Source organism: Amycolatopsis sp. lyj-109 (genome assembly GCF_046548995.1).
GTDB lineage: Bacteria > Actinomycetota > Actinomycetes > Mycobacteriales > Pseudonocardiaceae > Amycolatopsis.
This window is the reverse complement of record NZ_JAJPWR010000033.1, coordinates 49,842-68,952: the sequence shown is the minus strand read 5'-3', so window position 1 is coordinate 68,952 and position 19,111 is coordinate 49,842. Positions and strand designations below refer to the sequence as shown.

The following is a 19,111-nucleotide window of genomic DNA, read 5'->3' as shown; positions in this document are numbered from 1 at the left end:
GCCAGCCCCTGTGGAGACGGTCAGAGCAGGCCCGCGGCCCGTGCCCAGCGGTACTTCGCGCCGAGCACGGCCACGGGCTTCTCGGTCGTGTAGGGGTATGCGACGATGCCGTGTTCGTAGAGGTAGTCGCTGGCGTCTTCGACTTCGACGTCCCCGGACAGCGACGCGACGACGGGCTTGTGGATACCCTTCGCGCGGTACTCCGCGACCACCTCGGACACCAGTTCCGCGAACACCATCGGCGGGGTGACGATGGTGTGCCAATAGCCCAGGATCAGGGCGTGGATGCGGTCGTCCTCGAGGCCCAGCGCGATCGTGTTGCGGTAGGTCGAGGGCGGTTCGCCGCCGGTGATGTCGACCGGGTTGCCGGCCGCGCCGAACGGCGGGATGAACTTCCGGAACGCCGTGTCGAGATCCGGCGGGATCTCCATCAGGTCCAGCCCGTTGTCGACGCAGGCGTCCGAGAGCAGCACGCCGGACCCGCCGGCCCCGGTGATGATGACGACGTTCTCGCCCTTCGGCGCCGGCAGCAGCGGGATGCCGCGGGCGTATTCGAGCATGTCGTTCAGCCCGGGCGCCCGGATCACGCCGCTCTGGCGGAGGATGTCGTCGTAGACCTTGTCGTTGCCGGCGAGCGCGCCGGTGTGCGAGCTCGCGGCCTTGGCACCCTGCGACGTCCGGCCGGCCTTGAGCACGACGACCGGCTTGTGCCGCGAGACCCGCTTCGCCGTCTCCGCGAACGCCCGCCCGTCCTTCAGGTCTTCGAGGTGCATGGCGATGAGCTCGGTGTTGTCGTCCTGTTCGAAGAAGGTGAGCAGGTCGTCCTCGTCGATGTCGGCCTTGTTGCCGACACCGACGATCGACGAGACGCCCATCTTCGCCGAACGGCTGAAGCCGAGGATCGCCATCCCGATGCCGCCGCTCTGCGACGACAGGGCCACGCCGCCCTTGACGTCATACGGTGTGCAGAATGTCGCCGACAGGTTTTCGGGCGTGTAGTAGTAGCCGTAGATGTTGGGGCCGAGGACGCGGACGCCGTGCTTGCGGGCGATCGCGACGACCTCGTCCTGCAGTGTGATGTTGCCGGTCTCGCCGAAGCCGGACGGGATGAGGATCGCGCCGGCCACGCCCTTCCGGCCGGCTTCCTCGAGCGCCGCGGGGACGAACTTCGCCGGGATGGCGAACACCGCGACGTCGACGTCGCCCGGGACGTCGGCGATGCTCGGGTAGGCCTTGCGGTCGAGGATCTCCGCGGCCTTGGGGTTGATCGGGTGGATCTCCCCCGCGTAACCACCGTCGACCAGGTTCTTCATCACCGAGTTGCCGATCTTCCCGGCTTCGGCCGACGCCCCGATCACCGCGACCGCGGCCGGTTTCATGATCCGGTTCATGGAGGCGAGGATCTCCTCCTGCGTGAACCGTTGCGGTTCCACTGCCGCTTCGGGATCGACCAGGATCCGGACGTCGACCGCGGTGGCCCCGGTCGCCGTCGCGAGCACCGGGTTGAGGTCCACTTCGGACAGCTGCGGGAAGTCGGTGACCAGCTCGCCGAGACCGGTGATCACGGCGGCCAGGGCGGCCCGGTCGACAGGATCCGATCCCCGGACGCCGCGCAGGATTTCCGCCGCCTGGATACCGTCGACCATCGACAACGCCTCTTCGGTGCTCGTCGGCGCCAGCCGGAAGGTGATGTCCTTGAGGACCTCCACGAGGACACCGCCGAGGCCGAAAGCGACGATCTTGCCGAACGTCGGGTCGGTGACCGAGCCGATGATCACCTCCTGGCCTTCGGTCAGCATCTGCTGCACCTGGACGCCGAGGATCCGTGCGTCGGCGTTGTAGGCCTGGACATTGCCTACAATCTGCGCGAATCCCGCGGATACTGCATCCACGTCTTGCAGGCCGACGAGGACGCCGCCGGCCTCGGTCTTGTGCAGGATGTCCGGCGAGACGATCTTGAGCACCACCGGCAGCCCGATGGCTTCGGCGTGGGCCACGGCTTCGCCCGCCGTCGTGGCCAGCCGCTCGGCCGGCGTCGGGATACCGTATGCCTCGCAGACCGCACGCCCCTCGGGCGCGGTCAGCGACGATCGGCCTTCGGCCGCCGCCTGCTCCAGGATCTTCTCGACCGCCGCGCGATCCGCCACGTCAGATCACCCCCGCCGCACGGAACTTGTCGAGCTCCGCTTCGCTGTACCCGAGTTCGGTCAGTACTTCGTCGTTGTGCTCGCCGAGCAGCGGAGACCGTTCGATCTCGACCGGCGAGTCGGACAGCTTGAGCGGGCACCCGACGGTCTTGAAGCTGCCGCGCTCGGGGTGCGGGACCTCGACGACCGAGCCGAGCTCGGCCAGGGTCTCGTCCTCGATCAGCTCCTTGGTGGACAGGATCGGGCCGCACGGGATGGTGCAGGCGTTCAGCCGTTCCATCACTTCCCACTTGGTGTGCTTCTCGGTCCACTCCTCGACCAGCGCGAACATCTTGTCCAGTTTGGACAGCCGGACCTCGGGGGTGGCCCACGCCGGGTCGTCGGCCAGTTCCGCCTTGCCGATCAGCCGTGCGAGCGGTGCCCAGCCGGGTGGCTGGACGATCACGTAGATGTAGTCGTTCGGCCCGCCGGGCGCACACTTCACCGCCCAGCCCGGCTGGCCGCCGCCGGAGGCGTTGCCCGAGCGCGGGACCTCGTCGCCGAACTGGTCGTTCGGGTACTCCCCCAGCGGACCGTGGGCCAGCCGCTGCTGGTCGCGCAGCTTGACGCGGCACAGGTTGAGCACGGCGTCCTGCATGGCGACCTGGACGCGCTGGCCGCGGCCGGTGGAGGTCCGCTGGTACAGCGCGGCGAGGATGGCGGCCACCAGGTGGATGCCGGTGCCGGAGTCGCCGATCTGCGCGCCGGTCGCGGTCGGCGGCCCGTCCTCGAAGCCGGTGGTGCTCATCGCGCCGCCCATGGCCTGCGCGACCACCTCGTAGGCCTTGAAGTCGGCGTAGCGGCCTGGTCCGAACCCCTTGATGGAGGCGTAGACCAGCCGCGGGTTGAGCGCGGCCAGCTTCTCCCAGGGATAGCCGAACCGGTCGACCACGCCCGGGCCGAAGTTCTCCACCAGGACGTCCACTCCGGACACGAGCTTCTCGAAGACTTCCTTGCCCTCGGTACTCTTCATGTTGAGCGTGATGCTGCGCTTGTTGGCGTTCAGCATCGTGAAGTAGAGGCTGTCGACGCCGGGCAGGTCGCGCAGCTGCCCGCGGGTGATGTCGCCGCGGCCGGGGGTTTCGAGCTTGATCACGTCCGCGCCGAGCCAGGCGAGCAGCTGCGTCGACGACGGACCGGATTGCACGTGGGTCATGTCGAGGACGCGGACGCCCTCCAGTGCCTTGCCCATGCCTTGGCCTCCGCTCACTTGTACATGGTCTGGTTCATGGTTCCGGGTGCGTACACGTCGGGATCGACCCAGACGTTGATCAGCGACGGCTTGCCGGACTCCCGCGCCCGCAGCAGCGCCGGCCCGATGTCGGCCGGGTCGCGGACCTCCTCGCCGTGGCCGCCGAGCATCCGCGCGAACTCGTCGTAGCGGACGTCGCCGAGGGTGTTGCCGACGCGCTCGCGCGGCAGGCCGTACTTCGCGGCCTGGCCGTAGCGGATCTGGTTCATCGAGGAGTTGTTGCCGACGATCCCGACGAACGGCAGGTCGAACCGCACGAGCGTCTCGAAGTCCCAGCCGGTCAGGCTGAAGGCGCCGTCGCCGAACAGCGCGACGACTTCCTTGTCCGGGCGCGCGTGCTTGGCGGCCAGGACGAACGGGATGCCGACGCCGAGTGTCCCGAGCGGACCGGGGTCCATCCAGTGGCCGGGCGACTTCGGCTGCACGACCTGGCCGGAGAAGGTGACGATGTCGCCGCCGTCGCCGATGTAGATGGAGTCCTCGGTGAGGAACTCGTTGATCTCGTGGACCAGCCGGTACGGGTGGATCGGGCGCGCGTCGGAGTGCTGCAGCGGCAGCCGCTTCCGCTTGGCCTTCTCCTCCACGGCCTGGAGTTCTTCGAGCCAGGTCTTGCGGCCGACGGCACCGTTGTCAGTGCGGCCGGAGGCGGCCTCGGCGACGGCGGCGAGGACCTGGCCGGCGTCGCCGACGATGCCGAGGTCGACGTCGCGGTTCTTGCCGACCGTGCGGTAGTCGAGGTCGATCTGGACGACGGTGGCGTCCTTCGACAGCCGCTTGCCGTAGCCCATCCGGAAGTCGAAGGGGGTGCCGACGATGACGATGACGTCGGCGTTGTCGAAGGCGTACCGGCGGGAGAGCTGGAAGTGGTGCGGGTCGCCCGGCGGCAGCGTGCCGCGGCCGGCGCCGTTCATGTACGCCGGGATATTGAGCGTCCGCACGAGCTCGGTCGCCGGGCCGGTCGCCCGGGTGGTCCAGACCTGGCTGCCGAGCAGGATGGCCGGTTTCTTGGCGTGCACCAGCAGGTCGGCGAGCTTCTCGATGTCGGCGGGATCGCCCGCGTTCCTCGTGGACGCCCGGTAGCGGCCGGCTTCGGGGATCCGGGCCTTGTCCAGCGGTACGCGCGCGTCGAGGACGTCACGCGGGATCTCCAGGAAGGACGGCCCGGGCGCGCCGGCGTAGGCCTCGCGGAAGGCCATGCTCACGAGGTCGGCGACGCGAGCGGTGTGCGGGACGGTGGCGGCGAACTTGGTGATCGGCGTCATCATGTCCACGTGCGGGAGGTCCTGCAGGGACCCCATCTTGTGCTGGGTCAGCGCACCCTGGCCGCCGATCAGCAGCATCGGGCTCTCGGCGCGCAACGCGTTCGCGACGCCGGTGACGGCGTCGGTGGTGCCCGGCCCGGCGGTGACCACCGCGCAGCCGGGCTTGCCGGTGATCCGCGCGTAGCCGTCGGCCGCGTGCGCCGCGACCTGTTCGTGCCGGACGTCGATGACCTCGATGCCTTCGTCGACGCAGCCGTCGTAGATGTCGATGATGTGGCCGCCGCACAGGGTGAAGATCGTGTCGACCCCTTCGGCCTTCAGCGCCTTCGCCACCAGGTGGCCGCCAGATATCTCCGTGGCAGGCGCGGGCTCGGCGCCGTTCGTCGCCGCGGAACTCTCCCCCGCGGTGGTGCCGGTCGTGGTCAGCGCCATGGCTCAACTCCTCTGGTCCGCCACCGGATCTCTCTTGTCCGGCGGTGTGGGTCGCCTCTTCTTTCATCAGCTGAGTTCCGAGGTCAGCGGCCTCTTCGCGGGAGACTGTAGATTGCATACCGTATGGGGTAGGCATATAGTCACTCTTCTAGCTGGCTGTGTCCAGGGCCATCCGCAGGGTTTTTCCGGACTCGAATCCGGCCCCCGCGGACCATCGCCCCGCGCCCGGACGCGGCGGATTTCCTCGCCCTGCCCCGTCGTGGAAAGGACGCTCCCGCATGGACCTCTTCGAACACGAAGCCCGCGATCTCTTCGAGAAGCACGGCGTACCCGTCCCCCGCGGCCGGGTCGCCGCCGATCCCGCCGAAGCCCGTTCGGCGGCTGCTGTTCTCGGTGGACCGGTGGTGGTCAAGGCGCAGGTGAAGACCGGCGGGCGTGGGAAGGCGGGTGGTGTCCGCGTGGTGCATACAGCCGACGACGCCGAGCAGGCCGCCGACGACATCCTCGGCATGGACATCAAGGGCCACACCGTGCACCGCGTGCTGGTGACCGAAGCGAGCGAGATCGCGGACGAGTACTACCTCTCCTTCCTGCTCGACCGCGCCGGGCGGACGTTCCTCGCGATGGCGTCGGCGGAAGGCGGGATGGAGATCGAGGAAGTCGCCGCTACCCGGCCGGACGCCCTGGTCCGCGTGCCGGTGGATCCGCTGGACGGAGTCGACGCGACGGCGGTCGCGGCCGCGTTCCCCGCCGACGTCCGCGCCGAAGTGGCCGGGGTCGTCGAAAAGCTGTGGGACGTGTTCGTCGCCGAGGACTGCACGCTCGTCGAGGTCAACCCACTGGCCCGGACGGCCACCGGGATCGTCGCGCTGGACGGCAAGATCACACTGGACGACAACGCGTCCTTCCGCCGCTCGGCTGCGGTCGACAGCACTTCGGACGGTGACCCGCTGGAGCGCGCGGCCCGTTCGCTGGATCTCAACTACGTCAAGCTGGACGGCGACATCGGCGTGATCGGCAACGGCGCCGGCCTCGTCATGTCCACTTTGGACGTCGTGGCGGCGGCCGCGGCCGAGGCGGGCGCGCGCGGGCCGGCGAACTTCCTCGACATCGGCGGCGGGGCGTCGGCGCAGGTGATGGTCGACGGGCTGACCGTCATCCTCGGCGACCCGCAGGTGCGCAGTGTGTTCGTCAACGTCTTCGGCGGCATCACCGCGTGCGACGCGGTAGCGACCGGGATCGTGCGGTCGTTGGAGATCCTCGGCTCGCGCGCGACCAAGCCCCTGGTCGTCCGGCTCGACGGCAACAACGTCGCCGAAGGCAGGCGGATCCTCGCCGAAGCCGCCCATCCCCTGGTCACCGTGGTGGCCACCATGGACGACGCCGCCCGCGAGGCGGCGAAGCGCGCGATCGCGGAGGTCTGAACCATGGCCATCTTCTTGGACGAGAACAGCCGGATCGTCGTCTCCGGCATCACCGGTTCCGAAGGCGCGAAGCACACACGGCGGATGCTGGCCGCCGGGACGAACGTCGTCGGCGGGGTCAACCCCCGCAAGGCCGGGCAGCACGTGGACATCGGGGACGCGTCGTTGCCGGTGTTCGGCAGCGTCGCGGACTCGATGGCGGCGACCGGGGCGGACGTCTGCGTGTTGTTCGTGCCGCCGCCGTTCGTCGCCGACGCCGTGATCGAGGCGGTGGACGCCGGCATCGGGCTCGCGGTGGTGATCACCGAAGGCGTCCCGGTGCACGACAGCGCGCGGCTCTGGGCGCACGCCGTCGCGGCGGGTGGGCGGACCCGGATCATCGGCCCGAACTGCCCGGGCATCATTTCGCCCGGCCGGTCGAACGCGGGCATCATCCCGGCGGACATCACCGGCCCGGGCCGGATCGGGCTGGTGTCGAAATCCGGCACGCTGACGTATCAGCTCATGCACGAGCTGCGGGACATCGGGTTCTCGACGTGCGTAGGCATCGGCGGCGACCCGATCATCGGGACGACGCACATCGACGCGGTCGAGGCGTTCGAAAAGGACCCGGAGACCGACCTGATCGTGCTGATCGGCGAGATCGGCGGCGACGCGGAGGAACGGGCGGCGGAGTTCGTGCGCGCCACCGTGTCGAAGCCGGTCGTCGGGTACGTGGCGGGCTTCACGGCCCCGGAGGGCAAGACGATGGGCCACGCGGGCGCGATCGTGTCGGGCTCGGCGGGAACGGCCGTGGCGAAGAAGGAAGCACTGGAGGCCGCGGGAATCCGGGTCGGCCGCACGCCGAGCGAGACGGCGGCGCTGGCCCGCGAGCTGCTGGGCTGATGGAGCTGCGCCAGCTGGCCGTGGTGGTGGCGGTCGCCGAGGAGGGTGGGTTCACGGCGGCCGCCCAGCGCCTGCGGACGGTCCAGTCGACGGTGTCCACGGTGGTGCGGGCGCTAGAGCGGGACCTGGGCACACCGCTGTTCCACCGCACGACGCACCGGGTGGTCCTGACGCCGGCGGGCGAAGCGTTCGTCCCGGCGGCACGGGCGGCCCTGGAGGCGGCCGAGCGCGCCCGGGCGGCGGTGTCCCCGCTGAGCGGCCGGGTCCGGCTCGGGGTGTGCCCGGGCTTGCTGGCGGACCTGCACCGGGTGCTGGCCCGGTTGCGGCACGCGCACCCGGGCTTGGTCCTGGAGATCCGCCAGCTGCGGCCGGAGGAGGTGCGGTGCGGGCTGACGGAGTCCACTGTGGACGTGGTGCTCGCGGCGGCGGCCGGTGTGCCTGCAGATTCCGGCGGCACACCGGCAAAGCCAGCGGACCTCGCCGGTATCCACGCCACCGCACCCGATGATCCGAGCGCGCCCAGCGCCACGCTCCTTCCCGCCGCCACACCCGGCGATCCGGCCACGCCTCACGCCATCCTCCTTCCCGCCGCCGCCTCGGGCGATCCGGCCACGCGCAACAGCGCCACCCTCCTCCCCGCCGCACCGCCCGGCGATCCGGCCGCTCCCAACGCGCCCCGTCTTCCCGCCACAGCCGGCGATCCGACCGCGCTCAGCACCACCCTCCTCCCCGCCGAAGAACTCGTTCTCGCCACCGCGCACGGCGGCTCGCGCTCCGCCCCCGCCGCCCCCGCCGCCCCTGCCGACCTCGCCGCCCTCGCTGACCTCCCGCTCGTCGACTTCCCGCCGGGCTGGGCGATCCGCGAGGCCGTCGACCGCGCCTTCCCCCACCGCCGGATCTCGCTGGAGGTCGATGATCTCGCCGTCGCCGCCGGGCTCGTGCGGGCCGGGTTCGCCGGCTGCGTCCTTCCCACCTCCGCCGCCGGGCGGTTTCCGGAGCTGACCGTGCGGCGGTTCGCGCGGCCCGTCCCTTGGCAGCTCGCCGCCGTGCACCGCGCCGGTGCCGGGGCCGCCGTGGCCGCCGTCCTCGCTCAGCTCGGCTGAAGCCCGAGGCGGTCCGGTCGCGTGTAGACGTTCATCGACGTCCCGCGCAGGAAGCCGACCAGCGTCAGGCCCAGCTCGGCAGCCAGGTCCACCGCCAGCGACGACGGCGCCGACACCGCGGCCAGCAACGGGATCCCGGCCATCGCCGCCTTCTGCACCAGCTCGAACGACGCCCGCCCGCTCACCATCAGCGCCGTCCCGGACAGCGGCAGCTCGCCGTCCCGGGTCGACCGGCCGATGACCTTGTCCACCGCGTTGTGCCGCCCGACGTCCTCGCGCAGGCACCGCAGCTTCCCGTCGGCGTCGAACAGCCCCGCTGCGTGCAGGCCGCCGGTGCGGTCGAAGACCCGCTGGGCCGCCCGGAGTTCGTCCGGCAGCGCGGTCAGGGTCGCCGGGTCGGTGACCAGGGGGTCGTCGCCGACCGGCCAGGTCACCGTCGTGCGCACGGCGTCCAGGCTCGCCTTGCCGCACAGTCCGCACGACGACGTCGTGTAGAAGTTGCGTTCCACCGAGGCGTCCGGCGGCGCGACGCCGTCGGCGAGCACGACGTCGAGGACGTTGTAGGTGTTGCCGCCGTCCGCCGTCGCGCCGGCGCAGTAGCGGATCGACCGGATGTCGGCCGCCGCGCGGACCACGCCCTCGCCGACCAGGAACCCGGCGGCGAGGTCGAAGTCGTCGCCGGGCGTCCGCATGGTGATCGTCAGCGGCTTGCCGGCGACCCGGATTTCCAGGGGTTCCTCGACGGTCAGCGTGTCCGGCCGGGTGGTGTGCCCGCCGTTGTGGACGCGCAGCACCCGCCGCCTGCTCGTCATCCGCCCCACGTCACGCCACCGGCAGCAGCGACTTGGGCCGGCCCGGCTGGGTCAGCCGCCCGGACAGCACCGCCCCGGCCAGGCTCAGCACGCCGGCCGCGGTGAACGCGCCGCCGAACCCGTGCGCCGTCACGACGAGCGTGGCCAGGCCGATTCCCACCACGGCCCCGGCGGCCTTGGCGCTGTAGAGGATCCCGAAGTTCTGCGCCGCCGACTCCTCGCCGAAGTACTCGCGCACCAGGCCGACGAGCAGCGTGTAGCAGCAGCCGTTGCCGAGACCGGCCAGCGCGACGCCCAGCAGGAGGCCGACGGCGTGCCGGTGTTCGCCGGAGTGGAACAGCACGAACTGGGCGACGCCGCCCGCGAGCAGGGCGAAGCGCAGGATCCGGCGACGGCCGAGCCGGTCGGCGAGCCGTCCGACGAGGACCCGTCCGCCGCCGGTGGCCGCGGCGAGCAGCGCCAGCGCGGCCGCGGCCAGGCCGGGCCCGCTGCGCGCGGCGGTGAACGTCGCCAGGTAGGCCAGGTCGAACAACAGCACAGCGGCCGCGAGCACCACCACGAGGTACAGCGAAAGCGTCGTCCCGCACCGGAACAGTTCCGCCGGCCGGTAGTGCCGGACCGCCGGACGCCGGTTGTGCGCCCGGTCCAGCGCCCAGGCCCGCGGTTCGGGCGTGGCGGGCCACCAGTTCCGCGGCGGGTACCGCAGCAGCGCCGCGCACCCGCCGATGACGGCGAGCACGATCGCGGCGGTGACGTCCAGCAGGACCGGACGCGCGGCCGGCAGGCCGGCGGCGAGCACGACGAAGGGAACGCTGCCGAAGGCGAAGGCCCCGCTCACGATGCCGGCGCGGGGGCCGGTGCCGTCCGGGAACCAGGCGAGCACCGCGCCGACGCAGGTGGCGTACACCAGGCCGGTGCCGAGCCCGCCGAGCACGGAGTAGCCGAGGAAGACGGCCGGCAGGCCGGTCGCGTGGCCGAGCGTCACGAGCCCTCCGGCGCACAGAACCGCGCCGGCGGCCATCGCCACGGGTGCGGGGAGCAGGCCGCGTTCGCGCAGCCACGCCACCGGGAACGCGACCCCGGCCTGGCAGATGGCCCACACGGCGAGGGAGAGGACGATCCCGCCGAACGTCCAGCCGGGCAGCCGGCTCAGCGACGGCACGATCGCGCCGAAGCCGTACTGCTGCACCCCGGCGGCGAGCATGGCCGCCGCGGTGAGCCAGGTGACCCACGTCCGCGGCCGGCCGAGCAGGTCCCGGTCGGACTCGCCGACGCGGTACCGCCGTCCGTAGACGTCCCGGAGCTCGCGCACCTCGGCCATCACGGCACCTCCCGGCTCCAGCGAACTGAAGATTGTATGCAGTATGGAGTAGTCCGAGTGTGCGCTCAACGGGCGCGGATGTCCACCGGGAGGTGCGGGCGCTGCCCGGATGGCCGAGCGAAGCGGCTCTCACACGCGAAGGGTTCAGCTACTGCCGGAGCCCGAGCGGCCGGGCCGGGCCGGGCGGCGCCAAGGAAGGAGGCAGCCAAGCGGGGCCAAGCGGGGCCAAGCGGGGCCAAGCGGGGCCAAGCGGGGCGGGGCGGGGCGGGGCGGGGCGGGGCGGCAGCCAAGCGAGGTGGCTCCGGCGCCGAGAAAGGAGGCGGCCCGGTGGCCATCGAGGGAGGAGGCGACCACCGGACCGGTGCTCCGCCGCGGTACCGGCCGCGAGGAGCACTGACAGTCTGGCCACCGGAGCCGCTCTCCGACAAGCTTTCGCCGCCCGACAGGCGGTGTGGTGCCCGTTTGGCCGCGCCTGAACCAGGGCCGCCGTCCACATCGAACCGGACGCGTGACGGTGAGGCACGATGGGAACACCGAACGCCACCTGGAAACGCTCAAGCGGCGACCGTCCAGCCGAGCGGCGCCACCCGGCGCCGCCCAGCCGGCCCGAGCACAGCTTTCAAGACTTCTTGCGGGTCGCTCGCTTGCGCGCCGGCTTGGCGTCGACCGGCTCGGCCGCCGCGGCCTGGTCGGCCTCGAAGCCGGCGATGATCTCGCTCGAGAGCCGGCCGCGCTCGGCGACGTCGTAGCCGTTCGCCTGGGCCCATTCGCGGATCTGCCGGTTGCGCTCGCGGTCGGTGCCCGAGGCGGCCGGGCCGCCCAGCGACTGGCCGGTCGCGAGGCGGACCTTGCGGCCGCCGATGCGTCGCGCGGCGGCGACGTACCGAGCCAGCTCGTCCCGCAGCACGGAGGCGTTCTCCTCGGACAGGTCGATCTCGTACGTCACCCCGTCGAGACTGAAGGGGACGGTCTGCGAAGCCTCGCTGCCGTCGAGGTCGTCCACCATCTGGACCTGAACCCGTTGCGCCATGATTCGTCGTTCCTCATCTTCTCCAGAACACGGTCGGACAGACCCTAACGTGTCGAATCATGCCCGGCACGCGCGACACCCTGAAGCGTCCACAATGGCCGCTCGGACGAGTGGGTCGCCCGCGTCCAGAGTGGCTGCAACGGAGCCGAAATGCTCGTCGTCTTGTACCTAATTGAATTTCGTGATATGTTCGAAATCGAATCGGTACCGTCACGGCATGAAACTTGGCCGGTTTCCCGCCAATGCTCCCCGCATCAGCCAGATCGCCTTCGCAGCCGCCGCCGCGCGAGCGGCACATTTGCTCCTCGACACCGCGCCGCCCCCCTTCTTCGACACGCTTGCGGCGCGCCCGCTCGGTGACTGCGTCGGGAACCCTGGCCTGCCACCGGCTCCACGATACCCACCCGATCCTGGCCGGCGCCCGCACCGAAGCGACGCGCCGGAGCCGGTTCACCGAAGCGCGCCCGATGCGTGGCAATTCCGGTATAGACCAGTATGCGATTCTCGGCGCCGGGCTTGATTCGTTCGCGGATCGGACCCTTCGCGACGATTCCGGCGGTTCGAGGCCGACCACCCGGTGACCCGCGTCGCCAAACGGGAACTACCGGCCTGCCGCGGCGTCGCCACCCCGGTCGGCTTCGCAGCCGAACCGCTCCGGGAACGGCGCGTCCAGAGTGGACTGGACCCGTTTCACCCCGTGTTCGCAAGCTGGCTCGGTGTCACCATGCACTGACGCGAACGGCGATTGCCTCCGCATTGCGGACGCGCGCCGGCCCGGTTTCCGCTCAGTCGGGCAGCATCGGCATTTCGAGATCGTCCGGACGGCCGAGCAGCACCGCGCGGGTGACCGCGGCCTTCCCGAACCGGTCCCGCACCGCGTCCAGGGCGGTGTCGAGCTCGGTCGCCCGCTGCCGCTCGAACGGCAGGGCCGGCTGGAACGGGTTGTCGTCGGCCAGATTCGACAGCGCCGCGCCCAGCAGCGTGATCCCGCGGTCGGCGATCAGCGGCAGCGCGGCGACGAGCAGCTCCCGCGCCGCGTCGAGCAGCACGCCGGTGCCGGCGGTCGGGTCGGTCAGCGTGTGCGAGCGGGTGACGCGGGAGAAGTCGGCGAAGCGCAGGCGGATCGTCACGGTCCGGCAGACGCGGCGGGCGGCGCGCAACCGGCGGGCGATCCGGTCGACCAGCGCCACCAGCACGACGTCGAGCTCGGCCGGGGTCCGCCTGCCGCGCCCGAGGGCCCGCTGGGCGCCGATCGAGCGCCGCCGGGTGCCGATCTCGACGCGGCGCGGGTCTTCGTTGTGCGCCAGGTGGTGCAGGTGCGCCCCGGCGGCCCGGCCGAGCAGGCCGACGAGGTCGACGTGCTCGGACGCGGCCAGCTGGCCGACGGTCGTGATCCCGCGCACCCGCAGCTTCTCGGCGGTGACCTTGCCGACGCCCCAGAGCGCCGAAACCGGCAGCGGGTGGAGGAACTCGAGCTCGCCGTCGTGCGGGACGACGAGCAGGCCGTCGGGCTTGGCGACGCGGCTGGCGACCTTGGCGAGGAACTTGGTCCGCGCCACCCCGACGGTGATCGGCAGCCCGGCCCGCTCGGCGACGGCCGCGCGCAGCCGTTCGGCGATGTGGCTCGGCCGCCCGCCGATCCTGGCCAACCCTCCGACGTCGAGGAACGCCTCGTCGATCGAGATGCCTTCGACCCACGGGGTGGTGTCGTGGAAAACCTCGAACACCGCCCGGCTGGCGGCCAGGTACGCCGACATCCGCGGGCGCACGACGACCGCGTGCGGGCACAGCCGGCGGGCCTGCGCGCCACCCATCGCGGTGCGCACGCCATAGGCCTTGGCCTCGTAACTCGCGGCGAGCACGACCCCGCCGCCGACGATCACCGGCCGTCCCTTGAGCGCCGGATCGTCGCGCTGTTCGACCGAGGCGTAGAACGAGTCGAGGTCGGCGTGCAGGATGGGACCCTCGTCGCTCATAGAACATATGTTCGCATACCCGCGCGCCGAAGTCCGCTTGTCCGCCTACCGCGGGTGACGTGCCGCCGGTCGAAAGTGCGCGTTTTTCCGGTTGTCCACGTTCTGTTGCCGCGCTCACACTCGAAGCAACGAACAGCCCGACCACTGGGGGCGACATGACCGAGAAGTGCCGATGCGGTGACCACCACGCGTGGGCCACGCCGAGTCTGGAAGACCGGCCGGCAGCACCACGACACCCGCTGCTGGCGGCGACCTTGGCGCAGGAGGACCGCGTCGAGGACGCCGGCAGCTTGGATCCGACCGACCGCGTGACGTGCCGGACGCACCGCCGCTGGCTCCACGACTGCGTGGCGTCACCGGTGCACACGAACCCGGCGATCGGGTACCGCTGGTGCCGTCGCTGCGACCACCAGGCACTGGTCGCGGTCGACGAACTGGCCGGCGAGGTGACCATCCGGTGCGAACTGTGCGGGTCGGTTCCGCACAGCCGGGCCAACCGGGAACTGGTGGAGCTGTGCCTGCGGAGCCTTGCGCTGGCCCGCTCGGGACGGTTCCCGCAGGCCGCCGCCGCCTGACTGCCATGATGCGGGGGTGCCCTCGCCCGGAACCACCGCGCTGGTGATCCTGCTGCCCGCTGCCGAGCCGGCGCTGACCGCCGCTCGGCGGGTCGACCCCGCTCTGGTCCGCCCGGGGCTGCCCGCCCATGTGACGGTGCTGTACCCGTTCCTGCCGGACGCGTCGCTGACCGACGAGGTCCTGGCGGAGGTCCGCTCCCTGGCTGCCGCCGTTTCCCCTCCGGCGGACGTGCAGCTGACGGACTTGGTTGTAACACCGCGTTTCGTGGCCCTTGCCGCTCCGGCTCTTCAGGCGGTTGCCGACGCGGTCTGTGCGCGGTGGCCGGAAGTACTGCCGTACGGGGGGCGGTTCGGTCCGCGCCCGGCCGCGCACCTGACGGTCGCGATGGGCGGTCCGGCAGAGGCGCTCGAGCGGGTCGCCGAGGAAGTGCGACCGTTGCTGCCGCTGGCCGATCGCGCGGAGACGCTGCAACTGGTGGCGCTCACGGGCCACGGCTGGGAGCCGCGGCTGAAGGCACCGTTCGGCGCTTGATCCGCCGCCGTTGCGGCCGGTTACGGACCGCCGGTCCCGGAGGCCGTCGTCCCCTCCAAGTTCCGGTACGCGCGGGCGATTGCGCGCAGCCGGGCCACGTCCGCGGCGAACGGTTCCGCAGCCGCGGTGGGCGGCTCCGTCTCGGACAGCTCGTCCGGGAGGTCGCGCACCAGCCTCGCCGCCGTCGCGGGTGGGAGGTCCGGGGTCACGCCCGCGAGGATCAAGCCGTCGTTGGTTTCGCTCATCGCCGTCAGCAGGCGCTCGCGGCGGGAGGGACCCGCGGGGTCGATGCGGGTGATTTCCGGGAACCGCCGCGTCAGGTGGGTGCGCAGGGGCCGGAGCAGGCGGAGCGTCCGGGCGTCGCGGCGCGCTGCCGCCAAGCCCGGGACCGCCGGGATCGTCAGGCCCAGGACGATCAGCAGCACCGACACCGCCGGGAAGCCGACGTCGAGGGTGCACGGCAACGTCGAGAACGGCCCGCGGCACAACGCCTTCACCAGGTGGTCGGCCTGCAGGGCGTGGATGGTCCCGACCACCTTCCCGGCCAGGTAGGCGACCGCGAACGCCGACGCCAGCAGCAACAGCACGAGCCCCACCCGCAGCGCTCCCCCGCTCGCCCGGATCGTCACCGCCGCCATGAACCCGATGTCGAGCACCGCGAAGCCCAGGTACATCGTGTAGGTGAAGACGTAAACCACCAGCGTCGGGTGCGTGCGGTACAGCTCGTCGAACACGCCGATGCCGCGCGGCAGGTCCGACGTGCTGAAGAACGTCACCACCAGCACCGTCAGCGCCACGCCGAGCGCGACCAGCCGGGTGCGGCGGCCGCGGTCGCGGGTACCGCTGATTTCCGCGACCGTCAGGCCGATGCCGTACGCGGCGACCATCGTCGCCAGGTTCGACAGCAGGCGGCCGAGGCTCGGGTAGATCTCGCTCTCGACCTGCTGCGCCCGGTTGGACAGGAAGCAGAACGCCGCGCCCAGCGCGATGAGCGAGACGGCCAGGCCCGCACCCGCGCCGGTGCGCCGCGCCCGGGCCGCGCGCCAGATTCCGGCGAACAGGGCGAAGAGCCCGACTCCGACGAAAAGTATGTCGATCACGGGACGCGACTATCCCAGGAGTGCGGCCAGCCGCCTAGCCTGGTCCGCCGCTCGGCCGGACGCGCCCGGCTGAACGGCGGGTGGCTCGCTCGTCGCCGCGCTCATCAGCAGGACGGCGATCAGCTCGGCTTCGTACTCGTCGGTCCCGGTCGTGACGCGGGTCAGCAGGTGCGACAACGCCCGCGGCGCCAGGTCCGGGGCGAGCTCGGCGGCCTCGGCGTCCGACATCAGGCAGGTCCCGGTGTGCGCGCACAGCAGGTGGGCCAGCTCGTGGGCGATGATGTGGTCCTGGTGCAGCGCCGACGTGTGCTCGGTGTAGGCGATGAGGTCGTAGTCCGGGCGGGCCTGCCACGCCCCGGACGGCTGACCGGGCCGGTAGGCGATCGGCAGGAGGTCGATCTCGCGCTCGCGCCACGCCTCGAGGCCGTCGACCCAGGCGTTCATCGACCACGGCCGCGGCAGCGGGACGGCGGCGAGCACCGTCCGCACGCGCTCGCGTGCCCGGTCGCGGAGGGCCGGCAGGCCGCGCTCGTCGATGGGTCCTCCCTGCTGACCGCGCGCCAGCCGGGTGCACCGGGGCGCGAACACGGACGAGGTCATCGTAGCCGAGCCGAACGCGGTCACTCCGGCTTCCGCCGCCGGCCGGTGCGGCGCCGGGTGTCGTCGTAGCTGCCGAGCTGATCGAGCAGTGCCGTGACGGTTTCGCGGTCGCGCGGCGAGAGCCGCATGGCTCGTTGCGCCAGGTTCCGCGCCTCGCTGTCGCGCCACGCGACGACATCTTCGACCTGCCGGTCGACCTGGCCGGCGACCTCGTCGTCGAAGAAGTACGTCACCGGCACGCCGAAGAACTGGGCGAGCGCCTGGATGTGCGAGCGCTTCGGGTCCTTGCGCGCGCCGACGGCGAGCTGCTGGACATGGGTGGCCGACATCGTGACGCCGGTCTGTTCGGCGACGCCGTGCGCGATCTCCCGGTAGGAGTACGGCTTGCGATCCGGCGGGTGCACGGTCGCGATCAGGTGCGCCAGCCGTTCGGCGAAACTGCGCTCTTCGCTCACCACACACCGCCTGCAGACATGAAACGTGACAACCGACAGCGTAGCTGTTCCGAAAACTTGACACAGCCTGTGCCGGAAAGACTACGATACCCCTATCCGGTGTTTCGGAAACGTGACACCGGCCCGGGGTGGCGCAGCGGCCCGCGGGTGACTCACGTGGCCGCTGGGGGTGGCCACGCGCCTAACCCCGGCCGCCGCGCCGCCCCTTCTCTTCTTCCGGCGCGGACGCTCACAACCCGCCTGGCCACGCGATTCGCGCGCCTTCGCCGACCGTCCCGCCGCTCAGCGTGCCAGTAGCCGGCGCACCACCCCGGCGGCGCTCCGGCGTGCTCCCGCAGCGTCCGGGTCAGATGAGCCTGATCCGCGAACCCCAGCTCGGCTGCCAGGACCGCCAGCGCCCGCTCCCCCGCCTCCAGCCGTTCGAGAGCGCGGCCGACCCGGACCCGGTTGCGGTACCGCGTCAGCGAAACACCGACCTCCCGCGGAAACGCGCGACTCAACCGGTACGGCGACACCCCCAGCGACTCCGCCGGCGGGAACAGCCCGGCCGCCACCGGATCGCCGGCCACGATCGCCTCTCTCGCCCGCGCCACCAGCGCGCGGTCGTCCGCGTGCCCCGCCGGTGACCGGGGCCGCGCCGACTGGGTGATCGCACCACCCACCAGGACCAGCAGCTCTTCCGCCAGCGCGTAGTCCGGATCGGCCGCCGAGGCCGTCACGCGCCGGTGGGCGAGCTCGAGTGCGCTGTCGACGTACACCGTCGATGCCACCACCTGCTCTCCCGTGAGGCGGCGCCACAACCGCTCGCCGAACTGCACCGACGTGCAGACGTCTCCGCCCGCCGGGTGCGCGAAGCGCTCTTCGTCGCCCGGCGCGACGAGGTAGGCCGCTGTCGGGTCGGCGTCCGCGACCACGCCGCGGACGCCCCGGCGGAACCGGCCGCGGCGCACGAGGACCATCCGGTGACCGGCCGACACCTCCGCCGCCGCGATATCCGGTCGCGGGCCTCGCCCCCGGCGCGGCACCATGCCGCTCATGGCCTCCTTGTTCATCCCCGGGCTGGAACTGTCGCGCCGCTTCTACGAAGAGGCCGTGCGGCCGATCATCGGGGACCTGCCCCACACGGCCGCACGGATCGGCACCGGCTCGGAGGTCCTCGGCTTCGACACCGCCCGATCCGCCGATCACGAATGGGGGCCGCGCCTGCAGGTGTTCCTGCGCGGCCACGATGCTGCCCGGCACGCCCTGGACCTCGTCAAAGCGCTGAGCCTGAAGCTTCCCAAGACGTTCCACGGCTACCCCACGCACTTCGCCCCCACCGGGAACGAGCACATACGCCACATGGAGGCCACCGATGGGCCGGTCTTCCACCGCGTCGACGTGACCACGCTCGACACGTGGCTCAGGTGTCACCTGGGATTCGATCCGCGCGAAGGCACGACCACCCGAGACTGGCTCGCCACCCCGACCCAGACCCTGGCCGAGATCACCGCGGGCGCGGTTTTCCACGACCCGGCGGGTGAGCTCACCGCCGTCCGTTCGCGGCTCACCTGGTACCCGGAGCCGGTCTGGCGCTACGTCCTGGCCTGCCAGTGGCAGCGGATCTCCCAGGAAGAGGCGTTCGTCGGACGATGCGGAGAAGTCGGCGACGAACTCGGCTCGGCCGTCGTCGCCGCGCGACTGGTCCGCGACCTCATGCGGCTGAGCCTGCTGATGCACCGCCGCTATCCGCCCTACGGCAAGTGGCTCGGCAGCGCTTTCGCCCGGCTGCCGTTCGCGGCGACGGTCATTCCGGTACTGACTGGCGTGCTCGCCGCCACCACGTGGCGTGCGCGGGAAGATCACCTCGCCGCTGCGTACTCGGCCGTCGCCGGGCTCCACAACCGGCTCGGGCTCACCGAACCGCTCGACCCCGGCACCCGCCCCTACCACGACCGGCCGTTCCGGGTCCTGCACGCCGAACGGTTCGGCCAGGCGCTCGTCGCCGGCATCGGTGACGCCGGACTGCGCGATCTTCCGCTCACCGGCGCCATCGACCAGTTCGCCGACAACACCGATCTGCTCGGTGACCGCGCGGCGACTCGTGCCCTGACCACAGCGCGGTTCGCATGAGGGCCGTCGAGGCCACGGCGATCCGTGGCCTCGACGGCATTTCCGGCTCCGCCC

General features: G+C 71.7%; 17 protein-coding genes. 6 read left to right on the top strand and 11 right to left on the bottom strand.

From position 1 onward, the window contains the following. Nucleotides 1–20: 20 nt before the first annotated feature. From ACLJQF_RS43390 to ACLJQF_RS43380, 3 genes are read right to left on the bottom strand one after another with little or no spacing between them, the layout of a single operon-like run. Complete coding sequence (locus ACLJQF_RS43390; RefSeq protein WP_410616148.1) at nucleotides 21–2,147, bottom strand: acetate--CoA ligase family protein; 2,127 nt, start codon at nucleotides 2,145–2,147, stop codon at nucleotides 21–23. Nucleotide 2,148: 1 nt separating this feature from the next. Further along, nucleotides 2,149–3,378 (bottom strand): formyl-CoA transferase, encoded by a 1,230-nt coding sequence (gene frc / locus ACLJQF_RS43385; protein WP_410616178.1) that lies wholly within the window; start codon nucleotides 3,376–3,378, stop codon nucleotides 2,149–2,151. A gap of 14 nt (nucleotides 3,379–3,392) precedes the next feature. Continuing rightward, nucleotides 3,393–5,132 (bottom strand): thiamine pyrophosphate-binding protein, encoded by a 1,740-nt coding sequence (locus tag ACLJQF_RS43380; RefSeq protein ID WP_410616147.1) that lies wholly within the window; start codon nucleotides 5,130–5,132, stop codon nucleotides 3,393–3,395. Nucleotides 5,133–5,410: 278 nt separating this feature from the next. Here ACLJQF_RS43380 and sucC point away from each other — a divergent pair, with 278 nt between their 5' ends. From sucC to ACLJQF_RS43365, 3 genes are read left to right on the top strand one after another with little or no spacing between them, the layout of a single operon-like run. Beyond that, nucleotides 5,411–6,556, top strand: coding sequence for an ADP-forming succinate--CoA ligase subunit beta (sucC, locus tag ACLJQF_RS43375; protein WP_410616146.1), 1,146 nt, complete (start codon nucleotides 5,411–5,413; stop codon nucleotides 6,554–6,556). 3 nt (nucleotides 6,557–6,559) lie between these two features. Next, a complete protein-coding gene (gene sucD, locus ACLJQF_RS43370; protein ID WP_410616145.1) occupies nucleotides 6,560–7,441 on the top strand; it encodes a succinate--CoA ligase subunit alpha in 882 nt (293 codons plus the stop codon). Further along, on the top strand, nucleotides 7,441–8,544 hold the full coding sequence (locus ACLJQF_RS43365) for a LysR family transcriptional regulator (RefSeq protein WP_410616144.1): 1,104 nt from the start codon (nucleotides 7,441–7,443) through the stop codon (nucleotides 8,542–8,544). The genes sucD and ACLJQF_RS43365 overlap by 1 nt, the downstream gene beginning before the upstream one ends. Here ACLJQF_RS43365 and fdhD read toward each other — a convergent pair. From fdhD to dinB, 4 genes are all read right to left on the bottom strand, one after another. Next, complete coding sequence (gene fdhD / locus ACLJQF_RS43360; protein ID WP_410616143.1) at nucleotides 8,532–9,365, bottom strand: formate dehydrogenase accessory sulfurtransferase FdhD; 834 nt, start codon at nucleotides 9,363–9,365, stop codon at nucleotides 8,532–8,534. The two genes, ACLJQF_RS43365 and fdhD, sit on opposite strands and share 13 nt — an antisense overlap. Before the next feature lies 1 nt (nucleotide 9,366). Continuing rightward, nucleotides 9,367–10,677 carry an OFA family MFS transporter gene (locus ACLJQF_RS43355; RefSeq protein WP_410616142.1) on the bottom strand — a complete coding sequence of 437 codons (1,311 nt, stop codon included), beginning with the start codon at nucleotides 10,675–10,677 and terminating at the stop codon, nucleotides 9,367–9,369. 619 nt (nucleotides 10,678–11,296) lie between these two features. Then, on the bottom strand, nucleotides 11,297–11,707 hold the full coding sequence (locus ACLJQF_RS43350) for a histone-like nucleoid-structuring protein Lsr2 (protein WP_410616141.1): 411 nt from the start codon (nucleotides 11,705–11,707) through the stop codon (nucleotides 11,297–11,299). A gap of 785 nt (nucleotides 11,708–12,492) precedes the next feature. Next, nucleotides 12,493–13,683 carry a DNA polymerase IV gene (gene dinB / locus ACLJQF_RS43345; protein WP_410616140.1) on the bottom strand — a complete coding sequence of 397 codons (1,191 nt, stop codon included), beginning with the start codon at nucleotides 13,681–13,683 and terminating at the stop codon, nucleotides 12,493–12,495. Nucleotides 13,684–13,838: 155 nt separating this feature from the next. On the opposite strand from dinB, the gene ACLJQF_RS43340 reads away from it, so the two are divergent. Then, nucleotides 13,839–14,258 carry a hypothetical protein gene (locus ACLJQF_RS43340; protein WP_410616139.1) on the top strand — a complete coding sequence of 140 codons (420 nt, stop codon included), beginning with the start codon at nucleotides 13,839–13,841 and terminating at the stop codon, nucleotides 14,256–14,258. 16 nt (nucleotides 14,259–14,274) lie between these two features. Continuing rightward, nucleotides 14,275–14,790 (top strand): 2'-5' RNA ligase family protein, encoded by a 516-nt coding sequence (locus tag ACLJQF_RS43335; RefSeq protein ID WP_410616138.1) that lies wholly within the window; start codon nucleotides 14,275–14,277, stop codon nucleotides 14,788–14,790. Between the two features lie 20 nt (nucleotides 14,791–14,810). Here the strand turns inward: ACLJQF_RS43335 and ACLJQF_RS43330 are convergent, their stop codons facing one another. From ACLJQF_RS43330 to ACLJQF_RS43315, 4 genes are all read right to left on the bottom strand, one after another. Continuing rightward, a complete protein-coding gene (locus tag ACLJQF_RS43330) occupies nucleotides 14,811–15,890 on the bottom strand; it encodes a hypothetical protein (RefSeq protein WP_410616137.1) in 1,080 nt (359 codons plus the stop codon). Between the two features lie 9 nt (nucleotides 15,891–15,899). Then, nucleotides 15,900–16,490: a hypothetical protein gene (locus ACLJQF_RS43325; protein ID WP_410616136.1), complete on the bottom strand. Its 591-nt coding sequence runs from the start codon at nucleotides 16,488–16,490 to the stop codon at nucleotides 15,900–15,902. Nucleotides 16,491–16,510: 20 nt separating this feature from the next. After that, nucleotides 16,511–16,945 carry an XRE family transcriptional regulator gene (locus ACLJQF_RS43320; protein WP_410616135.1) on the bottom strand — a complete coding sequence of 145 codons (435 nt, stop codon included), beginning with the start codon at nucleotides 16,943–16,945 and terminating at the stop codon, nucleotides 16,511–16,513. A gap of 152 nt (nucleotides 16,946–17,097) precedes the next feature. Beyond that, a complete protein-coding gene (locus ACLJQF_RS43315; protein WP_410616134.1) occupies nucleotides 17,098–17,982 on the bottom strand; it encodes a helix-turn-helix transcriptional regulator in 885 nt (294 codons plus the stop codon). Between ACLJQF_RS43315 and ACLJQF_RS43310 the strand changes: the two genes are divergently transcribed. Then, nucleotides 17,981–19,057: a DUF4037 domain-containing protein gene (locus tag ACLJQF_RS43310; RefSeq protein WP_410616133.1), complete on the top strand. Its 1,077-nt coding sequence runs from the start codon at nucleotides 17,981–17,983 to the stop codon at nucleotides 19,055–19,057. The two genes, ACLJQF_RS43315 and ACLJQF_RS43310, sit on opposite strands and share 2 nt — an antisense overlap. Nucleotides 19,058–19,111 lie beyond the last annotated feature (54 nt).

Excerpts from the sequence above, each read along its gene's own strand:
- frc (WP_410616178.1), bottom strand. The coding sequence starts at position 3,378 with ATGGGCAAGGCACTGGAGGGCGTCCGCGTCCTCGACATGACCCACGTG.
- ACLJQF_RS43380 (WP_410616147.1), bottom strand. The coding sequence starts at position 5,132 with ATGGCGCTGACCACGACCGGCACCACCGCGGGGGAGAGTTCCGCGGCG.
- sucC (WP_410616146.1), top strand. The coding sequence starts at position 5,411 with ATGGACCTCTTCGAACACGAAGCCCGCGATCTCTTCGAGAAGCACGGC.
- sucD (WP_410616145.1), top strand. The coding sequence starts at position 6,560 with ATGGCCATCTTCTTGGACGAGAACAGCCGGATCGTCGTCTCCGGCATC.
- ACLJQF_RS43365 (WP_410616144.1), top strand. The coding sequence starts at position 7,441 with ATGGAGCTGCGCCAGCTGGCCGTGGTGGTGGCGGTCGCCGAGGAGGGT.
- ACLJQF_RS43355 (WP_410616142.1), bottom strand. The coding sequence starts at position 10,677 with ATGGCCGAGGTGCGCGAGCTCCGGGACGTCTACGGACGGCGGTACCGC.
- ACLJQF_RS43350 (WP_410616141.1), bottom strand. The coding sequence starts at position 11,707 with ATGGCGCAACGGGTTCAGGTCCAGATGGTGGACGACCTCGACGGCAGC.
- dinB (WP_410616140.1), bottom strand. The coding sequence starts at position 13,683 with ATGAGCGACGAGGGTCCCATCCTGCACGCCGACCTCGACTCGTTCTAC.
- ACLJQF_RS43340 (WP_410616139.1), top strand. The coding sequence starts at position 13,839 with ATGACCGAGAAGTGCCGATGCGGTGACCACCACGCGTGGGCCACGCCG.
- ACLJQF_RS43325 (WP_410616136.1), bottom strand. The coding sequence starts at position 16,490 with ATGACCTCGTCCGTGTTCGCGCCCCGGTGCACCCGGCTGGCGCGCGGT.
- ACLJQF_RS43310 (WP_410616133.1), top strand. The coding sequence starts at position 17,981 with ATGGCCTCCTTGTTCATCCCCGGGCTGGAACTGTCGCGCCGCTTCTAC.
- ACLJQF_RS43315 (WP_410616134.1), bottom strand. The coding sequence starts at position 17,982 with ATGAGCGGCATGGTGCCGCGCCGGGGGCGAGGCCCGCGACCGGATATC.